The sequence below is a fragment of the Pseudoalteromonas sp. L1 genome (assembly GCF_021728095.1).
Taxonomy (GTDB): domain Bacteria; phylum Pseudomonadota; class Gammaproteobacteria; order Enterobacterales; family Alteromonadaceae; genus Pseudoalteromonas.
The window spans coordinates 1-17,098 of the sequence record NZ_JAKKCT010000002.1 but is presented as its reverse complement, the minus strand read 5'-3'; the positions used below and the strand labels follow the sequence as shown (position 1 = coordinate 17,098).

Annotated in this window: 13 protein-coding genes; 7 read left to right on the top strand and 6 right to left on the bottom strand. The window is 42.1% G+C overall.

What is annotated here, in order from left to right; genetic code table 11:
* The first annotated feature begins 12 nt into the window (after nucleotides 1–12).
* Both L3V38_RS06310 and L3V38_RS06305 read left to right on the top strand, forming a co-directional pair.
* Nucleotides 13–363 carry a hypothetical protein gene (locus L3V38_RS06310; protein WP_237118781.1) on the top strand — a complete coding sequence of 117 codons (351 nt, stop codon included), beginning with the start codon at nucleotides 13–15 and terminating at the stop codon, nucleotides 361–363.
* A 128-nt stretch (nucleotides 364–491) separates the two neighbouring features.
* A complete protein-coding gene (locus tag L3V38_RS06305; protein WP_237118780.1) occupies nucleotides 492–1,247 on the top strand; it encodes a hypothetical protein in 756 nt (251 codons plus the stop codon).
* 392 nt (nucleotides 1,248–1,639) lie between these two features.
* Here the strand turns inward: L3V38_RS06305 and L3V38_RS06300 are convergent, their stop codons facing one another.
* From L3V38_RS06300 to L3V38_RS06280, 5 genes are all read right to left on the bottom strand, one after another.
* Nucleotides 1,640–2,302 (bottom strand): class I SAM-dependent methyltransferase, encoded by a 663-nt coding sequence (locus L3V38_RS06300; RefSeq protein ID WP_237118779.1) that lies wholly within the window; start codon nucleotides 2,300–2,302, stop codon nucleotides 1,640–1,642.
* A gap of 9 nt (nucleotides 2,303–2,311) precedes the next feature.
* The gene (locus tag L3V38_RS06295; RefSeq protein WP_237118778.1) at nucleotides 2,312–5,965 is read right to left on the bottom strand and encodes an AAA family ATPase; all 3,654 of its coding nucleotides are present in this window, start codon (nucleotides 5,963–5,965) and stop codon (nucleotides 2,312–2,314) included.
* Entirely contained in the window at nucleotides 5,962–7,194 is a 1,233-nt protein-coding gene (locus L3V38_RS06290) for an exonuclease SbcCD subunit D C-terminal domain-containing protein (protein ID WP_237118777.1), read from the bottom strand. The genes L3V38_RS06295 and L3V38_RS06290 overlap by 4 nt, the downstream gene beginning before the upstream one ends.
* 69 nt (nucleotides 7,195–7,263) lie before the next feature.
* Nucleotides 7,264–7,500 carry a hypothetical protein gene (locus tag L3V38_RS06285; protein ID WP_062567824.1) on the bottom strand — a complete coding sequence of 79 codons (237 nt, stop codon included), beginning with the start codon at nucleotides 7,498–7,500 and terminating at the stop codon, nucleotides 7,264–7,266.
* A 134-nt stretch (nucleotides 7,501–7,634) separates the two neighbouring features.
* Nucleotides 7,635–7,871, bottom strand: coding sequence for a hypothetical protein (locus L3V38_RS06280; protein ID WP_130152013.1), 237 nt, complete (start codon nucleotides 7,869–7,871; stop codon nucleotides 7,635–7,637).
* Nucleotides 7,872–8,143: 272 nt separating this feature from the next.
* Between L3V38_RS06280 and L3V38_RS06275 the strand changes: the two genes are divergently transcribed.
* The 4 genes from L3V38_RS06275 (at nucleotide 8,144) to L3V38_RS06260 (ending at nucleotide 12,683) form a co-directional block, all read left to right on the top strand.
* Nucleotides 8,144–10,582 (top strand): M1 family metallopeptidase, encoded by a 2,439-nt coding sequence (locus L3V38_RS06275; protein WP_237118776.1) that lies wholly within the window; start codon nucleotides 8,144–8,146, stop codon nucleotides 10,580–10,582.
* Complete coding sequence (locus L3V38_RS06270) at nucleotides 10,582–11,085, top strand: DUF6702 family protein (RefSeq protein WP_130152011.1); 504 nt, start codon at nucleotides 10,582–10,584, stop codon at nucleotides 11,083–11,085. Before L3V38_RS06275 ends, L3V38_RS06270 begins: the two co-directional genes overlap by 1 nt.
* Nucleotides 11,086–11,207: 122 nt before the next feature.
* Nucleotides 11,208–11,825: an HAD family hydrolase gene (locus L3V38_RS06265; protein WP_237118775.1), complete on the top strand. Its 618-nt coding sequence runs from the start codon at nucleotides 11,208–11,210 to the stop codon at nucleotides 11,823–11,825.
* A gap of 132 nt (nucleotides 11,826–11,957) precedes the next feature.
* Nucleotides 11,958–12,683: a YebC/PmpR family DNA-binding transcriptional regulator gene (locus L3V38_RS06260; protein WP_054553380.1), complete on the top strand. Its 726-nt coding sequence runs from the start codon at nucleotides 11,958–11,960 to the stop codon at nucleotides 12,681–12,683.
* Nucleotides 12,684–12,858: 175 nt separating this feature from the next.
* On the opposite strand, the gene L3V38_RS06255 is transcribed toward L3V38_RS06260, so the two are convergent.
* Nucleotides 12,859–15,036: a malate synthase G gene (locus L3V38_RS06255; RefSeq protein ID WP_237119318.1), complete on the bottom strand. Its 2,178-nt coding sequence runs from the start codon at nucleotides 15,034–15,036 to the stop codon at nucleotides 12,859–12,861.
* A 226-nt stretch (nucleotides 15,037–15,262) separates the two neighbouring features.
* Here L3V38_RS06255 and L3V38_RS06250 point away from each other — a divergent pair, with 226 nt between their 5' ends.
* Entirely contained in the window at nucleotides 15,263–16,864 is a 1,602-nt protein-coding gene (locus tag L3V38_RS06250) for an isocitrate lyase (protein WP_130152007.1), read from the top strand.
* Nucleotides 16,865–17,098: the final 234 nt, after the last annotated feature.

Below are 17,098 nucleotides of genomic sequence, written 5' to 3'. Positions count from 1 at the left end.
CAAAGGATATTCATGCTCAGATTCTTAGTTTTAAGTTCTCTTTTAGTAACCTCAATTTATTCCACAGAGGTTCAAGCTGACTGCGATATCTCTGGTATTTGGAGGCATTCAACCAAGCCAGCAAAATTACTAGTCGACTTAAGAAAAGGCGAAATCTCTGTTCAGTCTCATGATAACAATGCTAAAGCAGTCGGGTTAGTAGTTTTAAAAGACCTTAAGTCTAGTTTAACTTCAGCAAATTGGGATGCAAAAATGTATAGTGCAGCTGAAGATTCATTTGTCGATGTTCAAATAACATCTGAAAGTTGTAATCATCTAAGTGTTAATTATAACAGTGAAGAAATCTTAGAGCTTTTCAGGTAAGTTTGCATACAATAAACGCAAGCCGCGGACAAATCTCCGTTAGGCATTTTTTGTTGGCTTCGCCATTTTACACAAAAATACCTCACTGTAATTTACCGTTGTTGCGGGCGTAGGTTTTTAGGGAGCTTATGGTGTTAACTGAGTTTCAGAAGAAGGTTTTAGAAGTGTCATCTAAAACTAAAGGCCCTGCTGGCTATGCTGCAAAGTCGAGCATCCAACATCTTCACAGAGCTTTTGAACTGGCTGATTCAATGCCAGAAATATCTGCATTCTTAGCTATCACCGCTGAGGAAGAGGCATCTACAGCTCTATTTCAAGCCCTAAAGAACAAAAAATACACAGCATCAAAAGCGTTGAAGAAAAACGATCACAAACACAAGGGAGGTGTATATCCATTCCTTATGTTAGTGGGAGAAACGCTCAACATATTGAAGCATGAGCTACCAATCGAGATAACATTTGAGATTCCAAGTGATGAAAATAACGAATTAATAAAAACTCGAATGTTTATTGGAGGGGTCAATGGGATCGATACATATATTTATCCTGACCCACCATTAAATTTAGTCTCGGTAGATCCTTCAGGGAAAGCTAAAGACTATCTAAGAGATGTGAAAAAAGTGGCTCAGGATAAAGGGATTTCGTCAATCTTCGAGCATATTAAGGAAGTTGCCAATATTCGTAATAAGATGCTTTACGCATCTGACACAGCAATCCCATGCGTTCGAAGTATCGGTGAGCTTTTAGAAAGGCACCTAGGAGCTACCTTCTTGATACATATTATATATTTGTTTGTTGTTCAAAACCCTAAGCAAAATATAGTTGAAGAGTGTCTCAATGTGTTCATGAAAATTCAACATCGGCTTGAGCATGCAGAAACATAACAAACTTAACAAGTCGCCGTTGGACACCAAAACTACGAGGCGATTTTCGCATGTTTCAACCCATCGCCACTATATTTAACCGCCCCATATTGCGGCGTTAGTGCATAGAAAGTTTTATGAGAAATTCACCTAATACAACCGACGAGCTAACATGCCTTTGTCTAGAAATAAGTTGATTGACTCAAGGTACAAAACTGTTATTCACGCTAAGATTCAACACTACTACCAAGTAAAGTTAGCAAGTTAAAAGAGTTAAATTAAATAACATAAATCGCGCGAAATAAATTTCACGCCTACGCGATGTAACTTTATTCTTTCCCCTTGAAACTCGCTAACTTGTTGGGTTTCGCTGCGCTCTACCCAACCTACGAGCTGACAGTTCTAGAACGTAGCTAACTCCCAACCACATACCCTGCAAAACCAAGCACTTTAAAATACTGTTTTGGGGTGCTGAATCCAGTTTCATTTACTAATTCAGAAAAACGAATTCGGTCTAATGGGTAAAACTCGTGCTCAAGGTTGTGGCGCATGCGTTCTACGCCGACTTCGGTCAAACCTAACTGCGTACACAGCTGTAGTTGAGATTCGCGCTCAAAAGCGGTTTCAGGGCGCATTAAATCGGCAATGTATAAGTTGCTCGATTTTTTAAGTTTGCTGTGAATCGCTTTTAACAGCGCTTTTTTATCGCCGTTATCTTCAACAAAGTGCATTACTAGAAGACACAGTGCGGCGTCACATTGAGTGTCGATGTCGTTGATATCACCGCAGTGTACTGTCACGCGGTCGCTAATGTTATGCTGGCCAAACTGTTGCTCGGCAATATCGAGCATGTCTTGTGAAATGTCTTGAGCAATAAACTGCCAGCCTGGTTTTAACGCCGCTAATTCAATGATTTCTTTACCTGTTCCGGCACCAACCACTAAAATGCACGCATCATCGTTCAGCGTTGTTGCTAATTGGGCTGCGGTTGCTTGATGTAATAGCTCATAACCTGGAACTAGTCGCAAAATACGTTCGTCGTAGTGACTTGCTTCTTCATGATTAAAAGTTGGCATGCTAATCCTTTAAATAACAGAGATGGTCGAATAACCACCTGGTTTTTTCGCTACATGCACTTGCGTGGCAACGCGTTCGGTCATTTCTGATACGTGCGAAATAACCCCCACTTTGCGGCCTTGTGCTTGTAGAGAATCAAGAGCATCCATCGCGATGCTTAACGTTTCACTGTCCAACGTACCAAACCCTTCGTCGATAAACAAAGAGTTTATTTGCACTTTATTCGACGACAACGAAGCAAGCCCTAGCGCCAGTGCTAACGACACTAAAAATGACTCACCGCCCGATAATGTATTAACAGAGCGCTGCTCATCGGCCATGTCTTTATCGATAATAGCGATATCGAGCGTTTGCCCTATGGCTGTTAATTTGTAGCGCTTATTTAGTGTTTGTAAGTGACTATTCGCATAATGCAGCAGTATTTTTAAGGTTTGCGTTTGCGCTAAATTACGCATGGTTTTGCCGCTGGCATCACCGAGTACCTTATTGAGTAAATGCCAGTGCTCATAGCTTTTTTGCTGCTTCACTAATTGCTTTTGTTTATCTTCAAGCGCTTGGCTATTTTGTTGATGGGTTTTAAGCTCAGTCGCAACTTGCAATAATGCGTTATTCGCTTGTACTTGTTGCTCTGTGACTTGATTAAGCTGTAATTGCAGCTCATCTTCACCGAGAGCTGGCTTATCATTTTGATGCTGAGCCAAAGCCTGTTGTCGTTGTTTTAAAAGCGCCTCAGCGTCTTTTAAGCTACTTTCGCTGGTGTAGTAATCTGCCAGAGTTTGTTTAATTTCAGCGGGACTTATCGTTAATAGCTGACTAACTGCTTGCTCATCCAAGCTTGGGTGCTGCGCTTTAAAATCGTTAAACCACAGACTAAAGCGCTCATTAAGCGCCGCTTGCTCAGCGTTTAGCTCGTTTTCACGCTCGTCAAAATTGGCGATTTGAATGGCTTGTTCATCACGCGCCTTTACCGCGTTACTATGGGTTGTCTGGGCAAGTTGCAGTGCTTGCTGCGCTGAATCTATCGCCTTTTCAAGCTCTGCTATAAACTCATCTACCGATATCGCTGGGTTACTAAATAACCCCTCGCGCTTTGATTGTATCTGCGTTAATTCTGTTTGAGTTTGGCTTAGTTGCTCGTTGTACTGAGTTAAAGAGGCATGTGCTTCGTTAAGCTGCGGCGTTACATGCGCAAGGTGCTGCTCAATGGCTTTTAAACTCGTTTTAAGTTCATCCGCCGTTTGCAGCGAAGCTTGATAAGCCTCAACGTGCTCAGCAATAACCTCTAAAGAAATGCTTTGTGTATTGAGTGCCTGCCACCAAGGTGTATTGGTGAATTGTTGATTTAGTGTCGTAGAGAGCTGCTGATGCTCATCATTGAGCTCATTTAAACGAGTTTGCAGATTATTTAGCTGTTGCTGCAATTCATTTAATTGCTGCTCTTTGCTATGTAGCGCTTGCCCCTGCTGATTATACTCAGCTTGCTTAGCCGCAAGCGTGTTTTGCAGCTGTTGTTGCTGCTCGAGGGTTTTGTAGTATTGCTGTTTTTGCAGGCTGAGCTGTTGTTGACGCTCGTTCAACTGATCTTCGGTTAAATCATTTAGCTCAGTACGGCTTGCCGCCATGGTTTCTTTGAGGCTCTGTTGTTGAGTGCTCAGTTCTGAGATTTGCCCGTTTAACGAGCTTATCTGTTGGCTGCATGCCGCCAGTTCATTACTTTTAGTTTGCTGTAATGCGTGTAGAGTATTTAAATGCTGTTTGGCGTTAGTTAGCTGGCCGGTAAAGTCGTTAATAAGTTGACTAAATTGCTCATTAACCACTTCTTCATGCATAAAGGGATGTTCTTTTGAGCCACATACTGCGCACGGCTCCCCTGCTTTTAAGGTGGCACGTAACTGGCTGACCCCTTCACTGGCTCTTAACTGCACTTGCTGTAAGTTTTGCTCACAAAGCGAAACTTGTTGCTGTGCTTGCTCTGCCCCTTGCTGCGCATCTTTTAGTGCTGTTTGCAGTTGCTGCTCAGTTTGGCTTAATGTGTTTAGCTGGGTTTGCCAACTTTTTAACTGCTGATGATTAGTTTGCCATACTTGGCGCTTTTCAATCAGGTGTTTAATCGCCTCAAGCCCCGCATCAATATCCGCCATTGATTGGGTGTTTAAACTCGATTTAAAGGCGGTATCTTGCTCATTTAAGCGCTTAATTTCTTGCTCAAGGGCTTGGTATTGAGTTTTACACTGCTGCGCGGCTGCTTGCTGCTCATCAATCTTAGGTTGAAGAGCTTTTATGTTTTGCTGTGAGTGGCTCATTGTATGTTGTTGCTGGCTAAAGCGGGTTAACTCACTTTTATAGAATGACCAGTCTTTCGCTAATGGTTGCCATTGTGCGTGTGTTTCTAAATAGCTATTTATTTGTGCTTGTTGCTCTAGCTGTTTTTGCTGCTCTGCTTTATGGCTATTTAGTGTATTAGTCAGCTCTTGATGATGGTGCTTCGCTTTCTCTGCTTGTACTTTTTGCGCCGCTACTTGCTGGTTTAATACGGCAAGTTGCTTATCTAACTCACGGGCCTGGCTAATAATAGGTTGTGCGTCTTTTTGTGCTTGTTTAGCTTGGTTTAGTTGCGCGGTTTGCTTTTCAAGCGTTTGCTCAGCGTCTTTGATCAGTGTTTTATGGTCAACGTTTAAAAGCTGCTCACGGTTTTTAATAAGTTGCCCATGTTGAGCTGTAATAGTAGCTACGCGTTCACGGTTATCTTTTATTTCTAGGCATTGCTGAGCTTGTTTCGCTTCAGTGGCTTTTTCAGCAAGCGCGTGCATTTGTTGCTGTAACTCTTGCTTTGCTTGCTCAGCTTGGTTTAGCTGTTGCTGCTGCTGAGATGCTTGCTTATACCACGCTTGGTACTGTTCAAATTGTTTTATTTGTTTTTGCAACTCAGCAAGTTTAGCCTCAAGCGCTTTTTGTTCTGCTTGTTTAGTTTCGACCTGTTCAGGGCTTAAAACCTGATAGGTACTTAAACTTAACTTTAACTGCTCTAATATCTGCAATTGCTCATCGTGGCGCTTATAGATTCGCTTACCGATAAGGCTAAACTTATCGGTGCCTGTTAAGCATTCAAGTAGTTGCGCACGCTCATCCCCTGTTGCTTTTAAAAACGCAGCAAATTCATGTTGCGCAAGTAGTACAGCTCGTGAGAACTGCTCAAAGCTCAAACCAATAATGCGCTCGATTTCTTTATCTGCTGCGCTTCTATCAGCAATTAGGGTTTCATCAGGTAATGAATAAAGGCTATGTTGTGCGGGTTGTAATTTGCCATCGGCTTTATTACGCGCTCGGCTAAAGCTTAACCTTGCTCGGTACTGTTGTTTATCTTGGCCAATAAAGTCGACTTCGGCATAGCCCTGCCCTGCCCCGCGTCGTAGTAAGTTTCGCGAGTCATTGAGTTTGATATTGTCGCCATTAAAGTCAATTTTATTGCCTGTATCGCCGCGTAACCTTGCGGTTTTGTTATAAAGCGCTAAGCAAATGGCGTCGAGCAAAGTGCTTTTACCGGCCCCGGTATCACCGGTGATGGCAAACAACCCTGCTTCTTTTAAAGGTGAAGCGCTAAAGTCGACTTCGGCGTCTAAGATAGAGGCGAGTTGATGAACACGAATCGCTAAAATTTTCATAGTAGGTCCTCTGCATTCAACTCATCGATCACTTGGCTTAATAAGCCCTCTAGCTCTTTTGGTACAGCCTGCCCTGCCATATCTTTATTGTTTGCAAATGCTTGCTCTAAAAGTGAATGTGGGTTCAGCGCTTCAATTTGTGAGACATCTTCAAATAGAGTTTGTTCATCGTCTTGCTGGCTGTTCTGCTGACGCACCCTTTCAATGCCGCAGAACTTAACCTGCTTCCCTTCAAGGGCTTGTTCTATTTGCTCTCTGAAAGTGGTGTCAGTGTCATGGGCGCTCAATTTAACCCGCAGGTATGGTGCTAGATCTTCATCTGTTAAATCGAACTGTTTTATAAGCTCACAGAGTTCGTTGAGTGGCACACAGTCTTTTTCCGGTAGCAACATGACTTTACAAAAACTAGGGATGTAAAGGGGGTTTACAGAAGTACCTGAGTCACTAATCTCGACTAGCACAACTTGATGCTGATAGCGTCTTTCAGAAAATGACATCGGCATTGGCGTGCCACTGTAGCGAATGGTCTCTTTCTTCGCGACGGTTTGTGCTTTATGAAGATGCCCTAGCGCCACATAATCAGGTTGATCAGTAAATATGCTTGCCGATATCGCATCTTCACCACCAATCACTAAGTTACGTTCAGAATCAGATGAGATATCTCCGCCTTTTGCATGCAGGTGGCCCATAGCAATTAATGGCGCGCTTGGTAATTCACTTGCTGCTTGTAATGCATCTTTGTAGGCAAGTGCTACTGCTTGATTGTATGTTAATGGTTGCTCTTGTTGGCGATTATAACTGCTTAAATCACTACTACGTAAAAATGGCATAGCGACGACATTAACATCGCCGTTTTTAGTGCTGATTGGCAGGACCACTTCATGAGGAGCGTTGCTATCAAAGCGGCCAACAACATGGGTATCAAACTGAGCTAATAAAGGTTTTGCCGCCATAATACGATTTGCTGAATCGTGATTACCTGCAATAATCACTATGTGTAAGTCAGGGCAATGCTGCTTAGTGGTTTTAATAAATTGATAGAGTTGGTTTTCTGCACTGGCAGGTGGCGTTGCCGTATGATAAATGTCACCCGCAACCAGTAATAAGTCGATCTGTTCTGAGACAAGCGTATCGGTTAACCAAGCTAGAAATGCTTGATGCTCATCGAATCGGGAGTGCTCGTAGAATTGCTGGCCTAAATGCCAATCAGATGTATGAAGGACTTTCATTAAACGCTCTTATTATTTATTAAGAGCGTCAATATACCTAAGCTGAGCCAAGATGCCCAGCTTGGTTTGTTAACTTAAGCTATACCAAGCAAAAACCACCATAGGTAGAGCTAACAACGCCATAATCAATGGAACTTTAAGCGCTTTGGTTTGTTTTGCTTGTAGAATTTTAAGGGCATTCGTTTCATTACATGCCGCTACTTTATCAATATAAAAATACCCTGAATCTAGGTACTGTTTACAATTTTGTTCGTCCGCTGGAATTGCAATTAGTTCTTGTTGTTTTTTTAGGATATAGAAATCCATAAGCCCACCGAATTCTAAGCTGTTTACCGACACATTTTTGGGACAAATACAGCTTCTGTATTGACCCAAAATCAAAAAAGTGGGCGATTTTAAATACAAATGGCAGTAAATTTCAATAGAAAATGTCGCAAAAATTAATTTATTGCGAAAATAATGAAGATTAGAGTCAAAATCACTAAAGATGAGCCTAAAAACAGCCCTTTTTTAGTCCATTTTGAACAGGGAGATGTGCGTGCTAATGCATCGTCTTTATCACATGCATTGATCACTTCGACATATTCAAAGCCACGTTCTTTATACTCGTTTAAAATCGATTCTTGCGCAGGAATAGCGGCTAAACGAGAGTCTTTTTTTACAATATAAAACTTCATCTAATCACCTTTATTACTGTTAAACAAAATTTAACCAAGTTGGCTTAATACTAACTGTAATACTTTGCAATGAATTAGTGCTGAACTAAAAACAACCAATCTGTTTGTAAACCCCCTTTACACAACCCAAAAGTAGAGGCATATGGCTCCATAAACGATTCATTGCATAAAGACGAATACTAACCTAAAAAACTAGCATTTTATCGTGATTTTATTGCAACCTTGTTAGCTGTTTGAGATGGTAGGCTTACACTTAATTTACAGGATTAACAATGAAAAAAGCAGTTCTCCATTTGAGTGCTTTGGTATTGCCTTTGGCAGTGTCTTCAGCAGTCATGGCGTCATCGGTAGAGCAAACTAAAGGCTCGTTTGTTGATAAGTTTCGTCAACTTGATGAAGCACTCCCAACTCCAAACGTATATAGAAGTGCTGCGGGTGCCCCTGCTGAAAACTACTGGCAGCAACAAGTAAATTACGATATTGATGCTAAGCTTGATGAAAAGAAACGTCGCTTAACAGCAAGCCAGACAATTGAATACAAAAACAACTCACCTCACACCTTAAAGTACCTTTGGCTACAGCTTGACCAAAATATCTTTAAATCTGACTCAATTGCTGAAATGACATCAACTTTCAATGGTAAAACATTGCAAGGTGACCCTCAGCCAAAATCAACCAAATTGAGCTTAGGTCAGTTACGTCGTCAGCAATTTATGGCCGACAACGAGCTGGGTTATCAAATCGCCAATGTTAAAGACGAAGACGGAAAAGAGCTTAAAGTTACAGTCGTTGATACTTTAATGCGTATTGACTTAAACGAGCCGCTTAAACCGGGTAAAGACGTTGAGTTCAGCATGGACTTCGCCTTTAACATTGTTGAAGAAGATGCCGTTGGCGCCCGCTCTGGTTATGAGCACTTTGAAGAAGATGGCAACGATATCTTCTTATTAGCGCAGTGGTTCCCTCGCCTTGCTGCATACACTGACTATGAAGCGTGGACGAACAAAGCTTTCTTAGGTAGTGGTGAATTTACCCTTGAATTTGGTAACTACGACGTTGAATTAACCGTTCCTGCTGACCACATCGTATCGGCAACGGGTAAACTTGATAACCCAAGCAGCGTTTTGACGAGCACACAGCGTAAGCGCCTTGAGCAAGCTGAAGATGCTAAACGCCCTGTTTTCATCGTGACTGAAGAAGAAGCGTTAGAAAACGAGAAAGAAGGCACAGACAAAACCAAGACATGGCACTTTAAAGCTGAAAACGTACGTGACTTTGCGTGGGCGTCTTCACGTAAATTTATGTGGGATGCAAAAGGCTATCATCAAGGTGGTAAAGATCAGCCGTTAGTGATGGCGATGTCTTTCTACCCGAAAGAAGGTGGCGACCTTTGGAAGAAGTACTCTACTGAAGCTGTCGTGCATACGATGGAAGTGTATTCGCGCTTCTCGTTTGACTACCCTTACCCTGTGGCTCAGTCTGTAAATGGCCCTGTAGGTGGTATGGAATACCCCATGATCACCTTCAATGGCCCGCGTACTGATCTACAAGACGACGGTACACGTACTTACTCACAAGCAGAAAAACGTTTCTTAATCGGCGTTGTTATCCATGAAGTAGGTCACATTTACTTCCCTATGGTGGTTAACTCTGATGAGCGTCAATGGACGTGGATGGATGAAGGTCTTAACAGCTTCTTAGATGGTGTTGCTGGTCGTGAATGGGACCACACAATTCCTTGGGGGGTTGAGCCTCGCGACATTGTTGAATACATGAAGTCAGAAAACCAAGTGCCGGTTATGACGCAATCAGACAGCGTATTACGTTTAGGCCCTAATGCTTATACTAAGCCTGCTGCCGCACTTAACATATTACGTGAAGTGATCCTTGGTCGTGAGCTATTCGACTTTGCATTTAAAGAGTATGCACAGCGTTGGAAGTACAAGCGCCCTACTCCTGCTGATTTTTTCCGTACTATGGAAGAGGCGTCAGGTGTTGACCTAGATTGGTTCTGGCGTGGCTGGTTCTATACCACAGATCACGTTGATATCTCGCTAGACAAGGTTTACCAACTTCGTTTAGATACCAAAAACCCTGATATTGACTTTAATCGTTTACGTGATATCGAAGCTGATAAGCCAATGCCATTATTCGTAAAACGTAATAAAGAAGAAGGTAAAAAGCTGTGGGTTGAAGAAAACCCAGATGTAACTGACTTCTATGACGAAAATGACCGCTTTACGGTAACTAACAAAGAGCGCAACGCGTATAACAAATTTCTTAAAGGTTTAGAGCCTTGGGAGCGTAAAACGTTTGAGCGTGCAATCAAAGAAGATAAAAATTACTACGTACTTGAGTTCTCAAACTTAGGTGGCTTAGTCATGCCTATCTTACTTGAGCTTACTTATGAAGATGGTAGCAAAGAAGAGCAGTACATTCCGGCTGAAATTTGGCGTCGTAACCACAAGCATGTTCAAAAGCTAATTGTCACAGAAAAGGGTAAAAATCTAGTGTCAGTTACAGTGGATCCACGCTGGGAAACAGCGGATGTAGATGTAGAAAACAACAACTACCCGCGTCGTATTATTCCATCGCGTATTGAAGTGTATAAGCGTGAGAAGAGTAAAGCGAAAGTCAGTCGCGATATCATGCAAGATATTAAAACTGAGCTGAAAAAAGGTGATGAGAAAGACGCCCAGGAGCAACAATAATGCGCTTCGCAGCCATTGTTTTTGTTTTATTACTGAGTGCGCCAACCATGGCGCACCAGTTAAAAGCATCTGTGACAACGGTGCTGTTTAACAAACGCACCAACAACATAGAACTAATGCATCGTTTTTATTTGCATGATACTGAGCATGCTGTTGAACACTTGTTTGATGGCAATGCCGATATCTTAAGTAATAAAGACGACCAAAAGCGTTTTGCTGATTATGTTGAGTCACATATTGCTCTGCAAACTTTAGATGGTAAGCCACTTGAGCTGAAAGAAGTCGGTGCGCAAGTTGATGGTAAATTCTTTTGGGTTTATCAGGAAGTCACGATCCCAGAGGGAATTCATGGCATTCGTATGAGCAACGGAGCACTTCGCGACCTTTGGCCTGCACAAGTGAATATGGTAAATATTGAGGGTAAAGGGAAAGTAAAAACACTGACCTTTAGCCAAGATGATACCTGGCTTGAAGCTAAGTTTGAGGCGTTAGAACCTCATTAGTCTTATACAAAAGGATTAAAAAACTTGGCTTTTTAATCCTTTGATCCTTTAATAAAGCTATATCGTACACTATCTTATTAGTGGGTATGAACATTTCCCAATCGCCATATACAAGGATTTATATGAGTATTTATGATAACAATATTCGTGGTGTGATTTTTGACTTAGACGGCACTTTGGTGTCATCAGAGCTGGATTTCTCACTGATCAAAGCACAAGTGGGTTGTCCTCTTGAGGAGGATTTGTTGGCGTATATTGCCACTCTTCCCTCGCCTTACATGCGCGAAGAGGCGATGAATATTGTCCATCAACATGAGCTTATTGATGCGCAGCACTCACATTTATTGCCTGGTGTGGCTGATGCGATTACCAAACTAAAAGAAAGTAATATTCCAATGGCTATTGTGACTCGTAATTACGACCGTGCAGCTGCCATTAAGTTAAAAAATAATCCACTGCCAATAGAAACTGTTTTGACTCGCTCTGATGCACCTGCTAAACCCGATCCAAGTGCATTAAATGCGATTGCCACACTGTGGGAGCTTGACCAATCTGAGTTGCTGTATGTCGGTGATTATTTATTTGATATACAAGCAGCCCACAACGCTAACATGCGAGCTTGTTTATACGCACCACATGAAATTCCTGAATATGCAAATCAAGCTGATTATGTACTGCATCATTTTTCAGAATTGCCAATTTTGGTTGATTCATTCCAAGAAAGTAAGGTGTTATGTTAAATAGCCTTGTTTTTTATTTTTCCTGATATTAATTGTTAGTTTTTTATTTTTCAAAATGTCCTAGTACTAGCCCAAGCCGTCATGAGTTGCTAAAATATCGGCAATTATCAAATGTATTCATAGAGGCATAAGATGGGCAGAGCATTTGAAGTCCGCAAAAACGCCATGGCTAAAACAGCCAATGCAAAAACTAAAGTAAATTCTAAGTACGGTAAAGAAATCTACGTTGTTGCTAAAAATGGCGAACCAGATCCAGAAGTTAACCAAGCGCTAAAACGTATTATTGAGCGTGCAAAAAAAGACCAAGTTCCAGCACACGTAATCGATAATGCTATCAAAAAAGCAGCCGGTGGAGCAGGGGAAGACTATTCTCCTGCACGTTACGAAGGCTACGGCCCAGGTAACTGTATGGTTATTGTTGACTGTTTAACTGATAACCCTAACCGTACTATCAAAGATGTACGTTTACCGTTTACAAAAACAGATTCAAAAATTGGTACACCGGGCTGTGTAGCGCATATGTTCGACCACTTAGCTGTTTTAGGCTTTGAAGGTGATGACGACGAAGTTGTACTTGAAGCGCTAATGATGGCTGATGTAGACGTAACTGATGTAGAAGTAGAAGATGGCAAAGTGTCAGTTTTCGCTCCACATACTGAGTACTACAAAGCAAAAACGGCTCTTGAAGAAGCATTTGAAGGTATTAACTTTGAAGTAGACGAAATCACGTTTGTTCCACAAGTTCATACTGACATCACTGATCCAGATGACATAGCAAATTTTGAAAAGTTTATTTCTATGCTTGATGACTGTGATGACGTTCAAAACGTTTATCACAATGCGATTGTCAAAAACTAATTTTTAAAAAATTAGTACGTAAAAAGGGGCATTTGGTAACAAATGCCCCTTTTTTAATAGATTTTTATTATGCCATGAATGGTGGTTATTCACTGTAGTTATGAGTTTAGTTAAAAAAAAGCAGCCAAAGGCTGCTAGGAACGACACATCAAACTCGAAGGGAGTTAAATTGTGCTTAATTTAATGACTTATACTTTATACGGAACGCATGCAATAATGGTTCAGTATAGCCACTAGGTTGTTTAACTCCCTCTAATACAAGGGCTAAAGCTGCTTGATAAGCAACGCTTTGTGCTAAGGTTTCGGCTGAATCAGCCATGTTATTGTAGGCCGGATCCCCTTCATTTTGACCATCAACAACCTTTGCCATTCGCGCCATGGTTTTTTTAATTTGCTCTTCAGAACAAACACCATGATACAGCCAATTAGCCATGTGTTGGCTTGAAATACGCAGTGTGGCACGGTCTTCCATTAAGCCTACATGGTTGATGTCTGGTACTTTTGAGCAACCAATACCTTGGTCTATCCAACGCACAACATAACCTAAAATACCCTGTGCATTGTTATCAAGTTCGGCTTGAATATCTTCTTTGCTTAAGCTGCTGGCATCTTTCATAAGCGGCGGAGTGAGTAAGCTGGTAAGGCTTGCTTCTTTGCGGTCCATAAGCGCTTTTTGACAAGCAAATACATCAATATCGTGATAATGCATTGCATGCAGAGTTGCAGCAGTAGGAGAGGGCACCCACGCGGTATTTGCCCCACTTTTTGGGTGACCACTTTTTTGTTCCATCATTAACGCCATTTTATCTGGCATTGGCCACATACCTTTACCAATCTGTGCTTTACCACTGAGGCCAGTTGCAAGACCAATATCTACGTTGCGGTCTTCGTATGCGCTGATCCAAGGTTCAAGTTTAATTGCGCCTTTTGGCAGTACTACACCTGCTTGCATTGAAGTATGAATTTCGTCACCGGTACGGTCTAAGAAACCTGTATTAATGAATACAACACGCTTTTTAGCCTCGAAAATACACGCTTTTAAGTTAGCTGAAGTGCGGCGTTCTTCATCCATAATCCCCATTTTAATGGTGTTTGCTGGTAAGCCTAATAGCTGCTCAACACGAGTAAATAGGGTATTAGTGAAGGCCACTTCTTCTGGACCATGCATTTTGGGTTTAACAATATTAATGCTATTGGCCGTTGAATTTTTAAGGCTGCCTGTGCCTTTTAAGTCATGAAGTGCTGCAGTGCTAGTGATAATGGCATCCATAATGCCTTCAAACACGTCATTGCCTTCACTATCTTGGATAGCCGGGTTTGTCATTAAGTGGCCAACATTACGTACAAACATCATGCTACGGCCTTTTAGCGTTAGTGTTTCACCACTTAAAGCTTGGTATTGGCGGTCTTGTGCTAAACGACGTTCAACGGTTTTGCCGCCTTTATTAAATGCTTCTACAAGGTTTCCTTGCATTAAGCCAAGCCAGTTTTGATAGACGTTTACTTTGTCTTCGGCATCAACGGCAGCAACGGAATCTTCACAGTCCATAATTGTTGTAAGGGCTGCTTCTAGTAGTACATCTTTAAGGCCAGCTTTATCTGCTTGGCCTATAGGGTGGTGATGGTCGATTTGCAATTCAATATGTAAGCCATTATTTTTCAATAAGATAGCGCTTGGATTTTGCGCTTCACCTTGGTAACCAATAAGTTGTTCAGGGTTAGCTAGGCGAACCTGGCTGCTGTCACGTAATGTGATTAAAAGCTCATTGTTAACCACTGAATAGCTGGTGCTTTCGATGTGCGAGCCATTTGCTAAAGGCAATGCTTTATCAAGGAACTGGCGGGCATAAGCCATCACTTTAAAGCCACGTACAGGGTTGTATGTAGAGCCTTTCTCAGCACCGTCATCATCGCTTAATACATCAGTGCCGTATAGCGCATCATACAAAGAGCCCCAGCGAGCATTCGCAGCGTTTAAGGCAAAGCGTGCATTGCTCACTGGCACAACAAGCTGCGGCCCCGCTGTGCTTGCGATTTCAGGCTCAACTTGCTCTGTTTCTATGCTGAAACTAGCGGGTTCAGGAACGAGGTAGCCAATCTCTTCAAGGAATGCTTGATAATTCGCTGCATCCCACACTGGTTGCTGCTTATGGTAGCCATCAATCTTAGCTTGCAGTTGTTCGCGTTTTTCTAAAAGCGCACGATTGATTGGCGTTAATTCGTTGACGATATCAGCAAAACCTTGCCAAAAGGTGTCTGTGCTGATGCCTGTTCCTGGTAAAAGTTGCTGCTCAACAAACTGTGCAAGTTGTTGATCAACGCTTAAACCGTTAAGTGAGAGAGTGGTCATAATAATGTCCTTTAAACGAGCTTAATTTGATCATTCATGGTTCAACCATATCGTAAAAAAGGCTAATAAGCAGGCTATTTGCCATTCACTAAAAATATAGTGGCAATAACAACTATAAATTTACTAAATCCAAAAAATCCGCCTAATGTTGAATTAAGCGCTATGAAGCAAACGCCAAGTAGCCACTCTCACTAACAAAAAATAGATAACCCGTTCGAAGGATTTTATTATGACAACATATCAACGCGAAACCGATAACCTAGCTACTTTATGTCAAGCACAAGGCAAAACGTGGCAGTCAATCAACCCAGAATACGCAAGCCGTATGCGCTTACAAAACCGTTTTCGTACGGGTCTAGACATTGCTCAATACACTGCAGACATTATGCGTGCTGACATGGCTGCCTACGATGCCGACCACAGCCAATATACACAATCATTAGGTTGTTGGCATGGTTTCACTGCACAGCAAATGATGATGGCAATTAAACGTCATAACAAAACAACTAAACGCAGCTATGTATACCTAAGTGGCTGGATGGTTGCGGCACTTCGCTCTGAGTTTGGTCCATTACCCGACCAAAGTATGCATGAAAAAACGTCTGTTCCAGCGCTAATCGAAGAAATCTACACTTTCTTAAAGCAAGCTGATGCACGTGAACTTGACCACCTTTACAAAGACCTAGACGCAGCGAAAGCAAACGGCGGTGATGTTCAAGCCGTGCTAAATAAAATCGATAACTTCGAAAGCCATGTTGTGCCAATTATTGCTGATATCGATGCGGGTTTCGGTAACGAAGAAGCAACTTACCTACTTGCTAAAAAGATGATTGAAGCGGGGGCATGTGCTATCCAAATCGAGAACCAAGTATCTGACGCAAAACAATGTGGTCACCAAGCTGGTAAAGTAACTGTACCGCATGAAGATTTCTTAGCAAAAATTAACGCAGTTCGTTACGCATTCTTAGAGCTTGGTATTGATAACGGTATTATCGTTGCGCGTACTGACTCATTAGGTGCAAGCCTTACTCAAAAAGTGCCGGTATCTAAAACACCTGGCGACCTTGCTAGCCAATACACATCGTTCCTTGAAACAACACCAGTAAACAGTGTGGATGACTTAAACGAAGGCGACACAGCGATGAAGCTTAATGGTCAGCTTTGCAAGCCAACACGTTTAGACAATGGTTTATACCAGTTCCGCGAAGGCACAGAGAAAGACCGCGTAGTTCTAGACTGTGTAACTAGCTTACAATCAGGCGCAGACTTACTGTGGATTGAAACAGAAAAGCCAAACGTTAAACAAATCGCTGAGCTTGTTAACCGCGTTAAAGAGCAAGTACCCAATGCTAAGCTGGTATATAACAACTCACCGTCGTTCAACTGGACACTTAAATTCCGTGAGCAAGTATATGCTGAGTGGCAAGAACAAGGTAAAGACCTATCTGCTTACCCAAGCATCGATGACAACAAGGCATTAATGGCTCCAGAAATGGATGACACAGAGCTTGCAGCGGCAGCAGACGTACTTGTGCAAAATTTCCAAAAAGATGGTGCACGTGAAGCGGGTATCTTCCACCACCTAATCACGCTACCAACTTACCATACAGCGGCGCTAAGCACTGATATTCTATCAGAAGGCTATTTCGGCGACCTAGGTATGCTGGCGTATGTTCGTGACGTACAACGTCAAGAAATTCGCCGTGAGCAAGCATCAGTGAAACACCAAGACCTAGCAGGTTCAAACATTGGTGATACTCATAAAGAGTACTTCTCTGGTGAAAATGCGCTTAAAGCCGGTGGTGAAGCAAATACCATGAACCAGTTCTAACCAAGTAATGATGTAATACCTTTATAGCTATTCAATAATGTTGTTAGGGGCCTTCGGGCCCTTTTTCGCTTTTTAGCTATCAGCTTTCAGACTCGTTTCACGCCTATTTGTAGCAGATGTATGGACTCCTCCCCATAAACGGGAGAGTGCGGTATAAAGAAATTGCAGAAAATCTTTTACCAATTAAGGAGCCCATACATGACACAGTCTAATTTAATTGCTATTGATTTAGCA